20 protein-coding genes and 2 pseudogenes are annotated in these 20265 nt (G+C 40.6%); 8 read left to right on the plus strand and 14 right to left on the minus strand.

Translation table 11 applies throughout. The annotated features are described in order from the left end of the window. Positions 1–57: 57 nt before the first annotated feature. Entirely contained in the window at positions 58–852 is a 795-nt protein-coding gene (locus tag FD725_RS17940) for a pseudouridine synthase (RefSeq protein ID WP_179049395.1), read from the plus strand. Continuing rightward, positions 849–1658 carry a RodZ family helix-turn-helix domain-containing protein gene (locus tag FD725_RS17945; protein WP_179049396.1) on the plus strand — a complete coding sequence of 270 codons (810 nt, stop codon included), beginning with the start codon at positions 849–851 and terminating at the stop codon, positions 1656–1658. The genes FD725_RS17940 and FD725_RS17945 overlap by 4 nt, the downstream gene beginning before the upstream one ends. A gap of 128 nt (positions 1659–1786) precedes the next feature. Here FD725_RS17945 and malQ read toward each other — a convergent pair whose 3' ends face one another. After that, positions 1787–3301, minus strand: coding sequence for a 4-alpha-glucanotransferase (malQ, locus tag FD725_RS17950; protein ID WP_179049397.1), 1515 nt, complete (start codon positions 3299–3301; stop codon positions 1787–1789). 366 nt (positions 3302–3667) lie between these two features. Here malQ and FD725_RS17955 point away from each other — a divergent pair, with 366 nt between their 5' ends. From FD725_RS17955 to FD725_RS17970, 4 genes are all read left to right on the plus strand, one after another. Then, positions 3668–4099, plus strand: coding sequence for an NUDIX hydrolase (locus tag FD725_RS17955; protein ID WP_179049398.1), 432 nt, complete (start codon positions 3668–3670; stop codon positions 4097–4099). A gap of 74 nt (positions 4100–4173) precedes the next feature. Then, a complete protein-coding gene (locus tag FD725_RS17960; RefSeq protein WP_179049399.1) occupies positions 4174–4572 on the plus strand; it encodes a RidA family protein in 399 nt (132 codons plus the stop codon). Between the two features lie 56 nt (positions 4573–4628). Continuing rightward, the gene (locus FD725_RS17965) at positions 4629–4850 is read left to right on the plus strand and encodes a hypothetical protein (protein ID WP_179049400.1); all 222 of its coding nucleotides are present in this window, start codon (positions 4629–4631) and stop codon (positions 4848–4850) included. Then, positions 4838–5281 carry a PIN domain-containing protein gene (locus FD725_RS17970; protein ID WP_179049401.1) on the plus strand — a complete coding sequence of 148 codons (444 nt, stop codon included), beginning with the start codon at positions 4838–4840 and terminating at the stop codon, positions 5279–5281. Before FD725_RS17965 ends, FD725_RS17970 begins: the two co-directional genes overlap by 13 nt. A gap of 122 nt (positions 5282–5403) precedes the next feature. Here the strand turns inward: FD725_RS17970 and FD725_RS17975 are convergent, their stop codons facing one another. Together FD725_RS17975 and FD725_RS17980 are read right to left on the minus strand one after the other, a co-directional pair. Continuing rightward, complete coding sequence (locus FD725_RS17975; RefSeq protein WP_256871650.1) at positions 5404–5646, minus strand: Uma2 family endonuclease; 243 nt, start codon at positions 5644–5646, stop codon at positions 5404–5406. A 75-nt stretch (positions 5647–5721) separates the two neighbouring features. Next, positions 5722–6180: a zinc ribbon domain-containing protein gene (locus FD725_RS17980; RefSeq protein ID WP_179049402.1), complete on the minus strand. Its 459-nt coding sequence runs from the start codon at positions 6178–6180 to the stop codon at positions 5722–5724. A 77-nt stretch (positions 6181–6257) separates the two neighbouring features. Between FD725_RS17980 and FD725_RS17985 the strand changes: the two are divergent. Continuing rightward, positions 6258–7167 (plus strand): annotated as a pseudogene (locus FD725_RS17985) (tyrosine-type recombinase/integrase). Between the two features lie 177 nt (positions 7168–7344). Beyond that, positions 7345–9759, plus strand: coding sequence for a Tn3 family transposase (locus FD725_RS17990; RefSeq protein ID WP_179049403.1), 2415 nt, complete (start codon positions 7345–7347; stop codon positions 9757–9759). A 145-nt stretch (positions 9760–9904) separates the two neighbouring features. Here the strand turns inward: FD725_RS17990 and FD725_RS17995 are convergent, their stop codons facing one another. The 11 genes and pseudogenes from FD725_RS17995 to FD725_RS18040 form a co-directional block, all read right to left on the minus strand. Continuing rightward, positions 9905–10087: a hypothetical protein gene (locus FD725_RS17995; RefSeq protein ID WP_179049404.1), complete on the minus strand. Its 183-nt coding sequence runs from the start codon at positions 10085–10087 to the stop codon at positions 9905–9907. A gap of 21 nt (positions 10088–10108) precedes the next feature. Further along, the gene (locus FD725_RS18000; protein WP_179049405.1) at positions 10109–10450 is read right to left on the minus strand and encodes a XisI protein; all 342 of its coding nucleotides are present in this window, start codon (positions 10448–10450) and stop codon (positions 10109–10111) included. Further along, a complete protein-coding gene (locus FD725_RS18005; protein WP_179049406.1) occupies positions 10438–10854 on the minus strand; it encodes a XisH family protein in 417 nt (138 codons plus the stop codon). Before FD725_RS18005 ends, FD725_RS18000 begins: the two co-directional genes overlap by 13 nt. 143 nt (positions 10855–10997) lie before the next feature. After that, positions 10998–11099 (minus strand): annotated as a pseudogene (locus tag FD725_RS32575) (type II toxin-antitoxin system HicB family antitoxin); the annotation flags it as partial. Positions 11100–11222: 123 nt separating this feature from the next. Then, complete coding sequence (locus tag FD725_RS18010) at positions 11223–11798, minus strand: Uma2 family endonuclease (protein ID WP_179049407.1); 576 nt, start codon at positions 11796–11798, stop codon at positions 11223–11225. 129 nt (positions 11799–11927) lie between these two features. Beyond that, positions 11928–12239 (minus strand): HigA family addiction module antitoxin, encoded by a 312-nt coding sequence (locus FD725_RS18015; RefSeq protein WP_179049408.1) that lies wholly within the window; start codon positions 12237–12239, stop codon positions 11928–11930. 148 nt (positions 12240–12387) lie between these two features. Further along, positions 12388–12744 carry a DUF5615 family PIN-like protein gene (locus FD725_RS18020; protein ID WP_179049409.1) on the minus strand — a complete coding sequence of 119 codons (357 nt, stop codon included), beginning with the start codon at positions 12742–12744 and terminating at the stop codon, positions 12388–12390. Next, positions 12741–12965 carry a DUF433 domain-containing protein gene (locus FD725_RS18025; RefSeq protein WP_256871651.1) on the minus strand — a complete coding sequence of 75 codons (225 nt, stop codon included), beginning with the start codon at positions 12963–12965 and terminating at the stop codon, positions 12741–12743. Before FD725_RS18025 ends, FD725_RS18020 begins: the two co-directional genes overlap by 4 nt. A 48-nt stretch (positions 12966–13013) precedes the next feature. After that, a complete protein-coding gene (locus FD725_RS18030) occupies positions 13014–14816 on the minus strand; it encodes a DUF262 domain-containing protein (RefSeq protein ID WP_179049411.1) in 1803 nt (600 codons plus the stop codon). Between the two features lie 84 nt (positions 14817–14900). After that, the gene (locus FD725_RS18035) at positions 14901–18890 is read right to left on the minus strand and encodes a magnesium chelatase subunit H (protein WP_179049412.1); all 3990 of its coding nucleotides are present in this window, start codon (positions 18888–18890) and stop codon (positions 14901–14903) included. A 748-nt stretch (positions 18891–19638) separates the two neighbouring features. After that, positions 19639–20244, minus strand: a complete 606-nt coding sequence (locus FD725_RS18040; protein WP_179049413.1) for a hypothetical protein — start codon at positions 20242–20244, stop codon at positions 19639–19641. Between the last annotated feature and the right edge of the window lie 21 nt (positions 20245–20265).

Consider the following 20265-nt stretch of genomic DNA (forward strand, 5'->3'; position numbering starts at 1 on the left):
TAAAAGTACGTCAGTTTTGACTATATAAATCCTTAAAGTAGTATCAGTAATTTCTACATGGAGGCACGGTTACAAAAAGTTCTTTCTCAATGGGGTATTGCCTCACGTCGAGAAGCTGAAGAAATGATTCGGCGATCGCGGGTGCGGATTAATGGCGTTTTGGCGCAACTAGGTCAAAAAGTTAACCCTGACAGAGATATAATTACTGTTGATGGTAAATCAGTATCTGCCCAACAGCATCCTCATCTGACATATTTATTGCTGAATAAACCTGTCGGCGTAGTTTCTACCTGCTACGATCCTCAAGGCAGAAAAACTGTGTTAGATTTACTGCCAGAGAAATTACGTAAAGGTTTAGGGCTTCATCCAGTTGGTCGGCTAGACGCTGATTCTACAGGAGCATTAATACTGACAAATGACGGAGATTTGACGTTCAAGCTGACTCATCCACGTCATAGTATTCCCAAGACTTATCAAGTTTTAGTTCAAGGCCATCCCCCTGAAGCCGTGTTAGCAATGTGGCGACAGGGTGTGCTGTTAGACGGGAGAAAAACCCGTCCAGCCAAGGTAAGCTTCCTAGAAAGTCTCGCTGATCAAAGTCGCTTAGAAATTGTCTTACAGGAGGGAAGAAATCGCCAAATTCGCCGCATCGCCCAACAGCTAGGATATCCAGTCACTGAGTTACATCGCAGTGCGATCGGTTCAATTCAATTACAACCACCACAAAAACCCCCGTTACCCACAGGGAACTATCGTGTTCTCCAAGATGACGAAATTCGCTGTTTGCAAGAACAGGTAAAGGACGTACCTATTAAAGATTCAGCTGAGGTAAGGAGTGTAGAAAAGTCATGAAATGGCTAAAAAGAAAGCAGAATGAGCCACCAAAAATTTCCCTAGACCAACAAAGAGCCGAGAAGTTAGCAGAACTAGGCGCACAACTGTGGACTGCGCGTCAAGAAAAAGGTCTATCCTTGGAAGAAATGGTCGCTATGACCAAAATTCCCCGGCGGCTATTACAAGCCATTGAAGCAGGCAATCTCCAAGATTTGCCAGAACCAATTTATATTCAAGGTTTAGTCAGGCAATTTGCTGATGCACTTGGCTTTAAAGGTACAGAATTTGCTAGTCATTTTCCTGTAGATTCTCAGCCAATAAACTCTCAGTCTGTGGGTCAAACTAAATCAATTGGTTTGCTGCGTCCTATTCATCTTTATGTACTTTACATATTTGTCATTATCTGCTCTGTCAGCAGTCTATCTCAGTTATTGAATAATGCTGATTTACGGGGAGATAATCAAGACGCTCCACTACCGATAGATCAAGAAACTATTGTCAACTCTCAACACACTCAACCACAACAATCAAATAAAATCCAACCAGTCAGCGATCGCCTCAGCAGCGATAAACGTAATCAATCAGTGCAGATTGGTGTCACTCTCAAAGCATCATCCTGGATTCGCGTCATAGCTGATGGTAAAACCGAGTTTGAAGGTACTTTACCAGAAGGCACTCACCGAGTTTGGAAAGCCCAAGAACAGCTAACGGTAAAAACCACTAATGCTGGTGGTGTACTGATGAGTGTAAATCAGCAAGCAGCCAAGGAAATGGGAGAACCAGGACAGGAGGAAGAGGTGAAGATTGCAGCCGCTAAACCATAAAAATGTCAGGGTATGGGGGTATAGGGGTGTAGATGGGTGTAGGGGTATAGGGGTGTAGGTGCTTAAAAACATTACACTTCTACACCCTGATACCCAAAAATTATCTTGGCCTAATGACGAATTACGAATTAGTCGTGTTTCCCCTGCGGGGCGCGTCCGTAGAGTTTAGTGAGAACTTTTAGGCGATCGCTTAATTCATCACTCAACCCTGCGGAATGGTAACGCCACTCCCAATTACCCTCAGCCACACTAGGAAAGTTCATCCGCGCTTCATTACCTAAACCCAAAATATCTTGCAACGGAATAATTGCTTGATTGGCAATAGAACTTAAAGCCAGCCTAATTAAATCCCAATGGATACCTTGGGGATCAATGCAACCTAAATAAAGCGAAAGATTTTGCTTCTCGTAATCATTAGCTGTATTAAACCAGCCCACAGTTGTGTCATTATCGTGAGTGCCGGTGTAGACAACAAAATTACGAGCATAATTGAAAGGTAAAAACGGATTTCCAGGATCAGAACCAAAGGCGAACTGTAAAACCTTCATCCCTGGAAATTCGTACTTATCTCGTAATGCTTCCACCTCTGGTGTAATGATCCCCAAATCTTCAGCTAAGACAGGTAACTTCCCTAACTTTTGTCTAATCGTATCAAATAACTCTTCTCCCGGCGCTGTCACCCATTCACCATTGATAGCAGTTTCTTCCCCCTGCGGTACAGCCCAGAAAGCTTCAAAACCCCGAAAGTGATCAATGCGAATCACATCTACATAATCTAGCATCGCCTCAAAACGCTGCACCCACCACTTAAAGTCCTGTTGCTGCAATTTTTCCCAGTTATAAACTGGATTGCCCCACAACTGACCGGTAGCACTAAAATAATCGGGTGGAACCCCAGCCATCAGTGCAACTTCTCCCGTCTCTTCATCCAAGCAAAAGATATCTGGATTTGCCCAGACATCTGCGCTATCATGAGCCACATAAATCGGAATATCGCCAATAATATCGATCCCCCGCATATTGGCGTAACTCTTCAAATCAGACCACTGGCGGAAAAACTCATACTGGATGAACTTATAATAAAAAATCTCCTCAGTGAGTTGACGCTGCACTTGCTCTAAGGCTTCTGGTTCACGCTTGGCTAACTCTGGTTCCCAAGTATGCCAACTGGCGCTATCTTGAGAATCTTTGAGCGCCATAAATAAGGCATAATCATCTAACCAATAGGCTTTAGTTTCACAAAACCCAGCAAATTCTTTCTGCTGTATCGATGATGCTTTGGTTTTGAAATTCTCACAAGCTTTTTTGAGTAACTGAATCTTTGTCGGTGCAACTTTGTCAAAATCTACTTTGTGGGTGTCAAAGTCTGGTAAATTGGCAAAATCTGATTCAGTTAGCAAACCTTCATCCAGTAATTTGTCTGGACTAATGAGCAAATGATTACCAGCGATCGCCGAATATGACATATAAGGCGAATTACCGTATCCAGTCGGCCCCAACGGTAACACTTGCCAATATTGTTGATAGCTTTTTTCAAGAAAATCGATAAATTTGTAGGCTTCTAAACCTAAATCCCCAATACCATATCGACTGGGAAACGAGGTGGGATGCAGCAAAACGCCACTTGATCTACGAAAAGGCATATTTTTGACATTCAGGAGGAAGCGATCCCATCGAATCTATCACGCCAAGGCTACCTTGGAAAGCTATCGGTAGAGAGGGAGTGAGGGAGACAAATCAATTCAAAATTCAAAATGACGCGACGCTCCTGCGTCGCTAACGCTGCGCTATCGCGGACTCGCTCTAAGCGAAGCTATGCCGTTCGCGTTAGCGTCTCTGAAAGAGAAGGCTTTACGCTGCGCTAACAAAATTCAAAATGGAAGAAGGGGACAAGGGACAGGTGACAGGGTAGAGGTGACAGGTGACAGGTGATAGGGGACAAGTTTGAAAGTCTCTGACCATTGACCATTGACCATTGACCACTGACCATTGACCATTGACTATTAACTATGACTTACAAAAATCCTGCACCGACGGTTGATATTATTATTGAATTGGTAGACCGACCTCATAGGCCGATTGTTTTGATTGAACGACATAATCCGCCTTTGGGTTGGGCTATTCCTGGAGGTTTTGTCGATTATGGGGAAGCGGTGGAAGTAGCGGCGAGGCGGGAAGCAGAGGAAGAAACAGAGTTAAAAGTGGAATTAATCGAACAATTTTTGGTATATTCTGATCCCAGCCGTGACCCGCGTCAGCATACTATTAGTATTGTCTTTTTGGCAACCGCTACAGGAGAACCGAAAGCGGGAGATGATGCTAAAAGTGTAGGTATTTTTGAACCTTGGCAAGTACCTAGCAACTTATGCTTTGATCACGATCGCATTCTGCAAGACTATTGGCGATATCGTCATTATGGGATACGTCCCAGGTTGGGTTAGAAAGAAGTTTACAAGCGATCGCCTTTGCGGTAAAAGTTAGTAAATCAGCAGTATTGTGAGAAAAAGTGATATCTATGACTCATCAAGTTATTCGTACCGATCAAGCACCTGCTCCCGTTGGCCCTTACAATCAAGCGATCGCTGCTAGTGGTAAGATGATATTTGTTGCTGGACAGATTGCGATCGATCCCCAAGTAGGTGATGTTGTCCACAGAGATGATATAAAAAAGCAAACTGAGCAAGTATTCGCTAACCTCAAAGCCATCTTGACAGCCGCCGGGGCGAGTTGGCAAAATGTCGTCAAAACTAGTGTATTTCTCTCTGACATGAACAATTTTGCCGCCATGAATGCAGTTTACGCCCAGTATTTTGACGAAGCCACAGCCCCAGCCCGCGCTTGTGTAGAAGTCTCACGCTTACCTAAAGATGTGCTAGTAGAAATTGATTGTATTGCCGTAATTCCTGAATCTTAGGAATATACTCAAGCTCATGTTTAGATATAAAGCAGAAAACTAAAAGTGTAAATCTTATGTCTAGCTATCAGGAAGTATTACAACAAGCTAAAAGTTTAACCCCTGAAGAACAAGTTCGATTAATTGAAGATTTATCTAGTTTAATTAGTCAAAGGGTGACGATGACATCTCAGCCAAAGCGTAGCATTTTAGAATTGCGTGGGTTGGGTAAAGAAGTTTGGAATGGTATTGATGCTCAAGAATATATCAATCAGGAACGTGATTCATGGAATGGCTAGTCCAGTTACATGATCAAATTGTGGGATTGGATACTGCACCACTTATTTATTTTATTGAAGAAAATCCTAATTATTTGGATATTACAGATGTTTTCTTTGAAGCAATGTTTCGTGGTGAATTTAGTGTTGTCACATCAGTTTTGACTATCACTGAAGTCTTAGTCTATCCCTTGCGGCAAGGAAACACGACATTAGCTCAACAATATCGTGATATTCTGTTCAACTCCCAAGAATTGACAACTATCGAAGTTTTTCCAGATATAGCGGAAACTGCTGCTCAACTAAGAGCAAATTACAACTTAAGAACCCCAGATGCTATTCAGATTGCTGCTGCTATTCGTGGAGGTGCATCGTTTTTCTTGACTAATGATGCGCGTTTACCATCGCTACCAGGTTTATCAATGTTAGTGTTAGAGCAATTGATAGTTTAATGGTTTTTCAGATTTTCCAGTAGGATATAATTTGAAGTAAAGTTGTAAAATGAACTGGTCATCATTTTAATTTTTATCGTGCTAAACTACAGAAATTATTTGACAATGACTGCTTTTTCCTGTCACCATATTCTGCCAAGATTTAACACAAAACCCTTTAAAACATCTTCCCCTGAAACTGTGTTAGGCGACTCTAATACTTCAACTTCCCAATTCATTAATTGTTGATTGATTCTACCATTCCTATTTCCCGTTTCTCCCCCCGTAGGTGGCATAATAATTAATTCTCCCTTAGCCGTGCGTTCAAATCTCAATTCGCGGTTTGCTTGACATAAATTAAAAAACTGCTCATCTGTCAAGTCCAAGACGGATTGGGTATTGAGCCGAGATACGTGTAATTTTCGGCAAGATGGTCTGGAAACAGTTGCTGTGTCTATGTTTCAGCGATTTTGACTCTTCTGTTTATAAGACTTGCCGCACATCGGACAAAATTTATACTTCAAAGACACAACTAACTCACCACAGTGAGCGCAACTCGTCTGCAACTGCATACCGCACAGATAACAAAACTTAGCCCTAACTTGACTCCAGAGAGGATCGGGATTCGCCCCAGGAGTCCAGCAATGCGGGCAAAACTTAACTGCACTGACAGGCTTAACGGATTCACCCCTTTCAACAGCTTCCAGATATTCCTGGGGAATGCCTAAGCCACCAGCAAGACCACGCAGCGTTTTATGATTGAGTCTGGTGGTTAATCCTCGTTCAATCTTCCCAATAGACCGAGAATGAATTCCCGCAGCAATAGCCAACTCAAACTGAGTCATCCCAACAGATGTTCTAATGCGCTTGATATAGTCAGCCAGGGATTCTTGGGGTCGAGGCAGTTTTAAAGTATCCATAAGAGGATGTCTTGCTTCATGCCTAAAAGATATATGATTGAGTCAGAAAAAACCTTGAGAGAATCACACAAATTGAAGTGAAACAGACAGTAACATTAGCCACTGTCGTAGTTGAATTTTTAGAACGTCCTGGGTTGGCATTCAGTACCAAGGAGACATATTCTCTGACCTTGGGATTGTTACTGCAAGAGTATGGAAGTTGGGCCAATTGAAATTATCAGTCGTCAAACATTAGTCGAGTATTTAAATACCCTGACACATTTAAAATATACAACTCACAACAAGCATCAAGCGATACTACAAAGCCTATTTAACTTTGCCATAGAACAAGGATACATAAAATCCAACCCCATTCGGGGAATCAAACAGCGTCCACCTTCACGAGAAAAAGGTGAACATCGCACAGATGAAATTATACGGTTCTTAACTCCATCACAGTTAGAAATACTGTATAACGCTGTAGCCGATGACCCCCGCCTTAACGCGATTGTGCATTTATTACATCACACAGGATGTAGAATTGGTGAGCTTTTGGCACTAAATCTAGAATCGGTAGACCTCCTTAATTGGAAATTTCAAGTATTGGGAAAAGGAAATAAACAAAGGTGGTGTTTCTACAACGAAGCTACGGCGATAGCACTAAATAAATATATAAATTACGACCGACATAAACAATCACTCGCCTTATTTACAGCACAGCATCCAGTGACGATGAAAATCAGTAGAATGAGCTACCGAACACTGCATGATTACTGGCGAGAAATTACCAATAAACACTCACTCCTTCAAGGTGTTCGTATTCATGATTTACGACATACATTTGCCACAGAGCGCGTAGGCATAATTAGTATTGAACAACTGCGTGCATTGATGGGTCATGAAAGTATCCAAACAACTTTACGCTATCAAAAAGTTACATCACAAAAAGCAGAAGAAGCTGCACGTCTTGCCTTCAATCTGTTGACTAAAGTTGATAAATTAGACTGATATTCCTGGAACTATTCTCTTCAAAAATTAAAGCAAGCGAGATAGTAAGCAACCATATTTTGATGACAATTATCGCTGTTTACCACAAAGAATATAAAATACTATGGGGTTGAACAGTGAGGGATCAACCGTTATCTAGTTATTTTGGGCATTTTGTATGTTGCAAATATCACTTGAATGACCTTAATTGACCGGACTGCATATCCTAAATTCAAACAATTTCCCAGCCCGAAAGAGCTTGCAGAGCTTTATACCCCACAAAGCGCAGAAATCAAGTTTGCAAAGTCCAAAACTAAGAGCCACGAAGGATTTCTTAGTTTTATGGTCATGCTAAAATCCTTCCAACGACTTGGTTATTTTCCCCACCCCGAATTAGTACCGATTGCGGTTACCCGTCATATACGGTCGTGTTTAAAGTTACAAGATTGGGTAAAAGCAGTCCCATCTGAACGCCAACGCTACACTTATCTTCAGGCGATTCGGGATTACCTGAAAGTCAAACAGTATGATAAAACAGGTCAAAGATTAATAGCCGCATTAGTTGCAGAAGCTGCTGAGGTAAAAGACCATCCTGCTGATTTAATCAATGTAGCCATTGAAGAATTAGTTAAAGAACGATACGAGTTACCAGCATTTAGCACCCTTGACCGATTAATTCGCCACATTCGTTCAATGGTCAATAATCGCTTGTTTGCACTTTGTTCTGAGGGGCTTTCCATCAATGAGCAGATTTATTTAGACCAATTACTGGTGGTTACAGATAATGAGGTAGATGAAAATGCTACTCTTAATTTACTAAAATCGCCACCGAAAAGTGCCAAACTTAGTGGGATAAAACTCCTACAAAGTAAGTTTGATATTCTTATGACCTTTGGTGATGCCAAGCGACTGCTGCAAAGTATTGCCAGAACTAAAGTTAGACATTTTGCGTCCCAGGCTAGGGCTTTGGATATCTCAGAATTTCAAGATATCAATTTACCCAAACGTCGGACATTGCTGTTATGTCTATTGTACGAGGCACAGGTGAAAACCCGTGATTATCTTGTCGATATGTTCATTAAACGTATCCTCAAGATTCAAAATAATGCTAAACAGCGATTGCAGGAATTACGCGATAAACATTTAACTGAAACATCAGAGTTATTGGCTACCTTGGGGCAAGTATTAAAAGCATCGACAAAAGCCAAAGAAACTCAGGATAATGCTGTTTTTGGAGAACAGGTGCAATCAATTTTGGATGAACATGGTGGTACAGAATTGTTGCTGCAAAAGTTGGATGAGATTGCGGCGTATAACACCAACAACCATTTACCGTTGATGTGGCGGTTTTATTCTGCCAATCGGAAAGCACTTTTTAGTTTGGTACGTTCTTTAGATATTCTCTCTACTTCTGCTGATGAATCAGTAATTAAAGCATTAAAGTTCGTGTTAGACCATGAACACAAACGTGCTAAGTATTTACCTAATGAGATTGATTTAGATTTTATTAGTAGTAACTGGCGTGCGCTAGTTGTAGAAGAAATTGATGGCACTGAGGTTTTGGTTCGTCAGCAGTTAGAAATTTGCATCTTTTCAAACCTGGCGACTGAATTTAAAACAGGAGATGCTTGTGTTGTAGGTTCAGAAAGTTATGCCGATTTCCGCGAACAATTATTGAGTCATGCTGAATGTGAACCATTGATAGAGTCATACTGTCGCTTACTTGAATTTCCTGCTAACCCGGATGATTTTGTTAAACACCTACAGGATAAATTAACGATTGTCGCTGACGCTGTAGATAAGATTTGTGCGGTTGATAAACAATTCACTATCAATAAAGATGGAGAACCTGTACTTAAAAGAATTCCATCCCTAGCTCAAACGCATGAAGTGGAAGAATTAGAATCAAAAATTCGGGCTTTAATGCCGGAACGTAGTATCTTAGAAATCCTTTGTAATGTTGAGCATTGGTTGAACTGGACAAGGCATTTTGGTCTGTTTTCAGGAAGCGAACCCAAAATATCTGAGCCTGCTGAACGTTATATTTTTACTACGTTTAGCTATGGCTGTAATCTTGGCCCAAATCAGATGGCTCGTCATTCCCAAGGTGCAGTGACTTCTCACATGATTTCTTATACAAACCGTCGCCATATTAGTGCTGCCAAAATTGAAGCGGCAATTCGGGATATTATCAATACGTACAACCGTTTTAGTTTACCGTCTTGTTGGGGTACAGGGAAGAAGGCTGCTGCTGACGGAAGCAAGTTTGAGATATACGAGAATAATTTACACAGCGAGTATCACATCCGCTACGGTGGTTATGGTGGTATTGCTTATCACCATGTCTCTGATAAATATATTGCTTTGTTTACCCACTTTATCACCTGTGGTGTGTGGGAGGCTGTCTATATTTTGGATGGGTTGTTGAAAAATCTCTCAGATATTCAACCGGATACTTTGCACGCAGATACTCAAGGTCAATCTGGGCCTGTGTTTGCTATTTCCTACCTTCTTGGTATCAAAAGATACGGTGATTATGTGGTGAATTTACATAATATTCCCCAACCATTGGAAGCTGCTATTAATCTTCCACCAGAAATCTTTGAAATGTAGATATAGTAACGGTTTCCAGACCATCTTGCAGGTTTTTACACGTATCTCGGCTCAATACCGATTGCAGATTGACTGTTAAAGCATTCATACTGATATTGCCACTAGAAAAATTAAGTAAGTCAATACCCCTAGTCTACAAACTATTCTAGACATTATCCTCAGCGCTATCCCAAACTGCATCTAGTGATGTTTGACTGACTTGAAGCCAAAATTCATTTTCATCATCAGGAAGCAGCGTTACTAGCACTCTTGTTCCTTCTGGTAATTCCGCAAACTCTAGCAGTTCTATCTTTCCTTGTCGAACAGTAGCCCAAAGCGTTTTTAGCATATATTTCAACTTGTTTGTATATCAAGCTGGTGCAAAATCTGTAAACTTTCTCACATCGGGAGGCTGAAAAGCAAGCACAATATCATTGCTAGTTACGCCCAATCTGATTAATTCAGTCGCTATTCCCTCCTCTGTAAAATCTTCCTCTATGTAAATTTTTTCATTCTTAATCCGGATATGAACATGAGTATATTTAAGTCTTTTGCTACCTTGCCAATCTACTGTTAACCAGAGATAATGATCATGAATTTCATCAAATACTAAACAAGTTTCTGAATGAGTATCAGGTGATTGGCGAGATAAATGATCATATTCGGTAAGCACCTGTTTAATTAACTGCCGATATTCTGCTACTTTTTCCATAAAGTAATCTCCTCTTTTTCATTATTGAAAATAATAAACTTAATCTGATGTAGTTCTACTACTGCTTGAATAGATTTTCGTTGAAAGAATGTATCAAAAATTGTATCTCTAATTGCTAAATATATCTCATAGTTCTTATTGGCTAATTGCAAGATGTCTCTGTATAGAATATATTGACCTAGGGCATTTTGAAAATCTTTCATAAGAGAAGGACTAATAAAACTCTTAATTTCAACAACTATTTTTTGTCCTTTTTGTTCTGCTAATATAGCTTTTTCAGCAAATAAATCAGCATAAAGTTCCGCATCTTCATACTGCAAAAAATAAGGATCAGCTGTAATTGTCCAGGCATCTTTAATTAAGGCATTTTTAACAGCATCATGGTAAATATCCTTAGCTGGCATTTCATTCTGGTAATATGAGTTAGATAAATTATACTAATTGTGCGAAGCGAATACTAAAACATCGCACTCTCCACATCCCTAAAAGCGATACCTCCGGTAAGCTGCGAAGATAGCCTGTTTGTTGATCGCCTTTTTATTTTAAATTAAGCAGACATCAAACGTTGTCGTGGTTCAGGAATTAGACGACCAAATTCTTGAGCAGTTTCAATCCATTCCTGCATAATAATTTCTACATTTTGTAGTGCTACTTCACAGATCAGTAGACCAAAGAATGATGGAAAGCATTCAAGAAGACAATAAGCAATATTAATTAAATTTGGTGTTTATTAAACTACACAAATTCTTTAACAATGGCTGCCTTTTTTCTGTCACCACACTAAACCAAGATTTAATACAAAACTCTTTAAAACATCTTCCCCTGACACTGTGGTAGGAGACTCCAATACTTCAACCTCTTTTCCTTGCCTATAAATCTCCACTTGTCGAGATTTGCGATTAATTAACCAACCTAAACGCACACCATTATCTAAATATTCCCTCATCTTTTCCTGAGCAACTTTTAAACTATCATTTGGCGAAAGTAACTCAATGACAAAATCGGGACAAAGTGGTATAAATTTTGTCTTTTCTTCCTGAGTTAGTGCATTCCAGCGTTCTAGTCTCAGCCAAGAAGCATCAGGGGAACGGTCTGCGCCGTTAGGAAGTTTAAAACCTGTCGAGGAATCAAAAGCTATTCCCAGTTTATCTTGCTCATTCCAGATCCAAAGTTGAGCAGTTATCCCAGCGTTACGATTTCCGGTTTCTCCCCCCGTAGGTGGCATAATAATCAATTCTCCCTTAGCCGTGCGTTCAAATCTCAAATCGCGGTTTGCTTGACATAAATTAAAAAACTGCTCATCTGTCAAGTCCAAGACGGATTGCAGATTGACTGTTAAAGCATTCATACTGATATTGCCACTAGGAAAAATTAAGTAAGTCAATACCCATAATCTACAAAATTATTATATCTTTTGTGGGCTATGGTATAGCTATGCTCCCAATACTCATGCTAGTTTGTATTAATATCTATTCTTCTAAACCAATGTCATGACTTGCTCATATTCTTCTTTATGGCTTTGCAAAGCATCCCAAACATCTACTTTTTGCTGAAGATTGAGCCAAAGTCTAGGGCCATTTCCTAATGCTTTACCAAGACGGATTGCTATGTCTACTGTAATCGAGCTTTGACAATTAATAATTTCATTAACTATTTGATTAGATACTCCTAAAATTTCTGAAAATTTCGTAGTGTCAATATCTAACTCATCTAGAATATCTGCAATTACTTCCCCAGGATGTATTGGTCTGACTAATCGAGTATCAGTAATATCTTGCCAATTATCCATAATTAATACTCATTAGTTGATAATTTATTTAACTGTATCGATGTCTAGCCATTTTAGACGATATTAACACAGGAGTTAATGATAATCCTCAAGATTGATATCATAAGCATCACCATCTGCAATAGTAAAGTAACCTTATTTTCAGTATTCAATTATCAAGTTTGCGAATGCGGATTGTTGTTGATGTGATAACAGTAAACGCTCCCATTAATTCAGCATTGTGTTGATTAATTGCATTGGCAATAATCTCTGTTTTGCTGATTGTAGATAAGCCTGCTAATCGAATTAATACAACACCTGATACGATACGACGTAAGCGGAAAACTAACTCACCAAAATCTTTGTCAGATGTTAATAATATTGCTTCTTCTTGATTGGCTAAATCCAACACTACGTCATCTGAAATTCCCCGTTCCATTTCAGCAACGTACCACACTAAATGGCTATCTTGACGCAAACGCTCAACAATCTGCCAATCTAAATTCTCGTCTGCTAGAAATTTCAAGAAGCGTTCTCAACAATAGGATAAATGACATCATATCGTAAAGCCTCAACGGCAAATGCTAAAGCTGCTTGAATTGATTCGCGTGTGAGTCGCGGATGTGATTCTAAAATTTGGTCTGGGGTTTCACCAGCAGCTAACTTTTCTAGAATTAACTCAACAGTGATGCGTGTACCAACAATCACAGGTTTTCCCATCATCACTTTTGGATCGGATACAACCATTTGTTTAAGCTGCTTTTGCATGATTTTGGCTGATATATTTCTTATTTTTCAACTAAATAAGCTATAAACTGCACTAATTTTTTCACCCGATACATCTTGAGGCTGTTTTTCATGCCCATCTCTGATATAGAGCTTGTTGTCATACCAAACAGGCTCTTTTCCTGCTTGAATTTCAATCATTAATACTGTGTGGTCATGATATGTAATAGGTGTTAACGCTGTATTTACACTAGTTTTTAAGGATTCAGGTAATTTTGAGTCTCTAATTTTTCGACTTATGTTCAGTATATATTCATCGAGTTTTATACCTTGAAGTGTTGCTTCTCGCTCTAGTCCTACGATACCAAATGGAAAGAATTTAGGAGCAGAAATTTTATCAAGTTCTTCAATTAGCTTGGTATCTTTCTCTGTATCAGATATTCCTAAAAATATATAGCCTTTTTTTCCTTTACCGAGATTTGCCATAGCTGCAATATTTTGGCAAATTTTCTCAAAACAATTGTTATCAAAAATTCGATTAGAAGGATTTAACGAGAACAGTCCTTGTTTAAAATCATAATTTGGAGCTTCTGTTTTTGATCTCCTTAAGTAGTTCTCTAAATCTATAGCATAAGAGCCACTACTACGTATTGTAGATGTTGACAATTTAAAATAATTTTGAATTAGTCCTTTCGTAAGACCAATATTTCTTGTTCTTTTATCAGATGTAATACTAGCGCTTACTTCTATTTTTGTCATAAGTCCCATTACAGCGCTAAAAATTGCTTGATAATCAAAAGGTTCTTTAGATTCTTGAATTATTAGGTCATAAAAAGCCATAAATAATGTATAAAACGGCTCCTTAACTGGGTTACTAACTCCTCCGTCACGACTAAGAATCTTTCTGAGAAAGTTTTTATCATTTGCTGAGTCTATTAATGAGACTGAATTAACAGAATTTTTGATTTGTGATAATATAGCTTTAATATCTTTTTTAAGGTTATCTGTCCCATAGCGTGTAACTGCTAATTCTATTTCATCTGATTTATCTGTATCTCCCTTGCCATAATAAGCATCAAAGTTCTCCTTTCTTGCGGGAAAAGGTTTTCCTAAAGCTATAGAAAGTATTATATCTGCTAAGAGTTGTTCATCTGCACTCTCCCTTAAATCAGAGTTACTTATAATACCTTGACGACACCAAAATGTATCTTCTGCAAGAACTCCATATCCTAAATCTATAGATTTAGAATCAATACTAATCTCAGGCATTTCTGAAAGAGGAACAATTTCTCTTGATACATCACCTCGAATTTCAGAAGCTAATAATCTAACTAATTCTGCAAAATTACTTGTAACTCCAGCAGATCTTACTTCTTGAGCAGACAAGTGTTTTCCATTGGAATTAATTCTATTAAAAACATCTTCAATTTCTTTATTACTATTAGCCTCGTATATAGTAACAGCTAATGAATATTCTAAAAAATCTATACATTCTTGAGCATTTAATAAATTTTCTATACTTGTTTGTACTCGTTTAAATACGTCTTGATTACTTAGTTCATTAGCTAATGGATGCTTTGTAACATCAAAAAACTTAGTATGAATTGAAAATTGGTTTTCGATAAAGCCAAAAATAGAATTTAATCGTTGCATTCCGTCAATAATTTCATACATATCTCTTCCATCTTTTTTAAATTTTCCAAACAAAATTAGTGGAATAGGATATTTTAAAAGAATACTTTCTATTAAAGACGCTTTCTCTGCTTTAGCCCATACAAGTTTACGTTGGTATCTACGATTAACAATAAGATTATTCTCTCTATAAAGTCGATATAATTCCAATATACTTATTCCTTTAGGTGTAATACTCATAGTGTATTGTTAATTATTTTTATTATTTTGCAACTCTTATAAATGATAAAGGTGGACAAATCGCCCACCCTTATCATTTACAACCTATTCTATGCCTTCGATGCGGTCTTCGACTTCTTGGTACAACTCGCGGAGGCGATCTAGATTCTCCTCGCTAGTGTCCCAATAACCGCGACCATTTACTTCTAACAAGGTGGATACCATCTTGCGGAAGGAATGGGGGTTGAGGTTCATCAAGCGTTTTTGCATTTCTGCATCTTTGATGAAGGTTTCGTTGGCATCTTCGTAAATCCAGTTGTCTACAGCGCCGGCTGTAGCACTCCAACCCATTGTGTTTACCAACCGCTTGGAGAGTTCGCGGACACCTTCGTAACCGTGAGACAGCATACCTTCATACCACTTGGGATTTAACAATTTGGTACGGGCATCTAGGCGGACGGTTTCGGATAATGTGCGGACTTGGGCGTTGGCTGTGGTAGTGTCTGCGATGTAAGATGCTGGGGTTTTGCCATCACCGCGCAGACTGGCGACAAGTTTGGTGGGATCTGAGTCGAAGTAGTGGGAAACGTCTGTCAAACTGATCTCCGAGGAGTCGAGATTTTGGAAAGTTGCATCAGCAGTTTTTAAGGTACTTTCAAAAATCTGTCGGGATTCGTCCATGATTCCGGGGTTATCGGAATTGAAGGAGAAGGATTTGCGTTTGAGGTACATTTCTTGTAACTCGGCTTCGCTGTCCCAAGTGCTGTTTTCTACTGCTAAGTTGATGTTTGAGGAGTAGGAACCGGAAGCGTTGGAGAAAACACGGGTGGCTGCTTGTCTGAGATTAATTCCCATGTCTTCAGCTTGTTGCAGAGCGTGTTTGCGGACAAAGTTCATCTCTAATGGTTCGTCTGCTTCCGCCGCCATTTTCACACCTTGATCAAGCAGGTTCATTTGGTTGATGAACAAGTCGCGGAATACACCAGAACAGTTGATGACTACATCAATTCTGGGTCTTCCTAACTCTTCTAAGGGAATTAACTCCAACTTGTTCACCCGTCCCAAGGCATCGGGAACGGGACGGACACCCACCATCCACATGATTTGGGCTAGGGATTCGCCGTAGGTTTTGATGTTATCGGTTCCCCAGAGGACACAGGCGATGGTTTCGGGCCAATTACCACCGTTTTCGGCTTTATTCCGTGCCAGTAGCCGATCAACAACAATTTTAGCTGATTGGACGGCGGCGGCGGTGGGGATGGATTGGGGGTCGAGGGCGTGGATGTTTTTACCTGTGGGTAATACATCAGGGTTACGGATGGGATCGCCACCGGGGCCAGGGAGGATGTACTCGCCTTCTAGGCCTTTGAGTAATGCGCCGAGTTCGTTGTCTGCACAAACTTGTTGCAAGCAAAACTCTAAGTACTCGAACAAGGGTTTGAGGGCTGCGGTGTCAACTTTGGGATAACCTGCTTGATGCAGTGCTTCTACCCAAGGTTCCTTTTTGCCCATGTTGAAGAAGTTGAGTTTGGAAACTAGGGAAACTCGTCCTTCAGCATTGGTTTGTTCTTCTACTAAGCCACGAACGGCGGCGCGGGTAGCTAGGGTGATGTCTTGTAGGAGTTGGACATCTTCTAGGACACCTTTGTCGCTGTTTTGGTAAATTTCGTCAATGTCCCGGCCGATGCTGTTGGCGATGATACGGGGTAGGCTTTGGACTTCTTCTTCTTGACGATCTAGGCTGGCAATGTTGACAAGAGTAGCGATCGCTTCTTCTGCACTTGGAGGTTTACCAATGACGTGTAAGCCACAAGGTAACAACCGCGATTCGATTTCCATCAGCTTGCGGTACACACTACCGACGATATTATCCCGTTCTTCCGGGGTCATATCTTTGGCATCAGTTTCCGGCAAGTTGATATCTTTATCCAGGTTGACGATGCGGCATTTATCCATGATTGTGTTGACGATGGGTATACCGCGACCGCTATCTTTTAAGGTTTGGTAAGAAGCAATTAATTCGCTGAGTTCCTTTAAACCTTTATACAAACCTGCGTTTTCTGCGGGTGGTGTGAGGTAGGAAATTGTCTCCGCGTAACTGCGACGCTTGGCAATTGTGGCTTCGCTGGGGTTGTTAGCTGCGTAGTAGTATAGGTTGGGAATATTACCAATTAAGTTATCTGGGTAACATTCACCAGACATCCCCATTTGCTTACCTGGCATAAATTCTAATGAGCCATGAGTACCAAAATGTAGTACTGCATCAGCACCCCAAATTCTCTCTAGATATGTATAGTAAGCGGCAAAGCCGTGGTGAGGGCTAGCAGAACGGGAGAACAACAACCGCATGGGGTCGCCTTCGTAGCCAAAAGTTGGTTGTACACCAATGAAGACGTTACCGAATTGCTTACCATAAACCAGTAAGTTTTGTCCATCGCTGTTGAGATTTCCTGGTGGTGGGCCCCAGTTTTCTTCTAGGCGTGTGGAATATGGTGTGAGTGCCTCATATTCTGGCACTGACATTTTGTAGGCGATGTTGAGTTCGGGACTAGCGTACTGTGCTTGTGCGTCGTGGATGACTTGTTCCATCAACTCTTTGGCATTTGCTGGCAAGTCTTGCACATCGTAGCCGTTGTTTCTCAACGCCTGCATGACTTCGTAGATGGAACCAAATACATCTAAGTATGCAGCAGTTCCCACGTTACCTTTATCAGGGGGGAAACTGAAGACGGTGATAGCAACCTTTTTATTCAGCTTGGGTTTGCGACGTAGGTTAGCCCATTTTAAAGCCCGTTGGGCTACAGCTTCGATGCGATCTTGGAGGGCGATCGCTTTCCCTGTGGCCCCATCCCTACCTGATAAGATAATCGGCTCGATCGCTCCATCCAATTCCGGAATAGCGATTTGTAAAGCTACTTGAATCGGATGTAACCCCAAGTCGCTATCTAACCACTCTTCTGTGGTTTGGAAAACTAAGGGTAAGGCCACCATGTAAGGACGGTTCAGGCGTTTGAGGGCATCAATTGCTTTAGGATGGTCTTGTCTGGCTGGCCCCCCGACTAGAGCAAAACCTGTTAGAGATATCACCGCATCTACTAACGGCGTATTGGTGGTGGGTTCGTAGAAATAAGCATCCACTGGCTTGGAGAAATCCAAACCACCGGCAAACACAGCCAATACCCTAGCCCCTAATGCTTCCAACTCCTGCACCATCGCCACATAATGTGCATCATCACCTGTAACTAGGTGGGTGCGTTGTAATACCAAGCCAATACAAGGCGCTAGGGGATCTTTTAAGTCACTGGCAATATCTTTACGGGCTGTGTACCAGTTGAGGTATTCTCTCACATCCTCAAACATGGTTGTGGCTAAAGGATGCCAAATTCCCATATCGGGATACACCACTGGTGCTTGATATTCCACTTGAGATGCGGAATTTTGTTTTTCTACACCTTTAAATACATATTTATCAGCTAGCATCAGCAAGAAGTTTTCCAGGTTTTCTGGAGAACCACCCAACCAATACTGAAAGCTCAACATAAAATTGCGAGCGTCTTGTGCCTTCTCCATTGGTAGATACTTCAGCACTTGCGGTAAAGTTCGCAACAACTTCAGCATCCCATCTTGGAATCCCGCACCGGATTTTTCTTTGCGTTTTCGCATGAATTGAGCGATCGCACTCTTGGACTGTCCCAACTGTGCTAAGGAAAAGCTGCCCATTTTGTTTAGGCGCATCACCTCTGGCATTGAGGGAAAGACAACGGCAACGTCCAAGCTATCGCGGTGTGGTTCTACGGCTGCAACTACTTTCTGTGCTAAGTCTTCGATGAAAATCAACGAGGCGATAAAAATATTGGCACTGGCAATATCCCTTTGGAACTCTTCGTAGTTCTGGGGATCTCTCAGTTCCTCAATTAAATACCCACTGATTTCAATCGCCAGGTTAGGATTGTTCGAGTTTATCGTGCGAACAGCTTGCGACAATGCGCTCTGGTACTGGGACTCAAGCACGACATAGACCACCTTAATTAAATTACGTCCGCGCAGGTTATCAGGCGCAATGTGTCTAATGGTGGACTTGACGTGGGTGAACATGCTTCCTCGGCTCCTTTGATGCGTGTTCTCTACTAAGAATTCTCTAGCGATCGCTGCCGCTAAAGGTTTGTGATTTTGTTCGGCAATATCAGTTTTTTATCAGAAAAACCTTACCCAATGGGCATTTTGTCTTCTATCTGACACAAATCGATATAAAAATCGCAAACTTTGTTAACAGACATTAATAAATAATACGAGTAAATGCTCGCACTATGTAACGAAAAATTAATACTTTCCTTGTAGTGGCTGAAAATACAGTTAAAAAATCTAGACTTACGCACTCAACCAAGAAACCCTTCTGAGGGTGGTCAATAGTCAATAGTCAAGGGGAGCCAGCCGCTTGCGGGGGTTTCCACGGCAGTTCGCTCAAGTCGGGAAACCCGCCCACGCGACTGCCTTCCCGTTGTGCGGACTGGCGTTCAAAATCAAGTTTTTTTGGACTGTTGAATCTTACGGGTGATACCAATTCACTAAAAATCTGATACAGATCCAAACACGGAAACCGTTGTAAAATCAGAGTCTCTTAATTTTGAATTTTGCGAAAAGTTCTGTAGGCAAGTTTCCCGCCGTAGGAAACTTTTCAAGACGAATTTTGAATTTTGAATTGCTATGACGCTCCTTCTCCCAAGGAGAGACGCTACGCGAACGTCGCTAACGCTGGGTGATAGCAAATATGCTCATGGGATTTTTCTTTCCCTGCCTCCCCTACTCAACAAAGCGATTGTATATTTTTTTAGTTGGAAGTCTCTTATTGACCTTCTTGCACCATCCAAACTAACATTCCTAATAGTGTTTCCACTGGAGGCACTGTATAATCATGCAAATCAATCCTCAGTATTTGCCCTTGTAGCTGCAAAAATCGCCAAGCCGTGCCACTGCTAACGCTGCCATAAATTGTTTTAATAGGTATATTATTTATTTCATTGAATTTTTGTGCGGCAATCATTTCTGCTGCACATTGACCTAAACCAGGTTTTAAATCACCTTTTTTCGCTGCAATAATCACAATAACAGGAGCTTCAATAAATATTTGTTCGGATGAGTTGCTAATTAAAAAATCACAAGTTCCACTCAAACCTAAATCTGGTGCAACTGTAAAATCTTCACCAGAAAACAAGCTGACTTTGCGTTCGAGAATTTTTCTAACTTCTAAAAGAATAGGACTAATAATTAACTCTGAACGAGCTTTTTCTGAACCTGTTGCAGTTGCTATTGGTAATCCTTCACTTAATGCTTCTTGAAGGTAAATACTAGGTTCTATGGATTTTGTTTCGGGCAGAAATCGACCATTTTCAACTATAGTTAAGTTAAAGTCGCGTTTGACTTTAGCAAGAGAGAAGTCACTATAAGACATTGCAAAATATCTTGATTAATC

This window comes from Nostoc sp. TCL26-01 (assembly GCF_013393945.1).
Lineage (GTDB): Bacteria > Cyanobacteriota > Cyanobacteriia > Cyanobacteriales > Nostocaceae > Trichormus.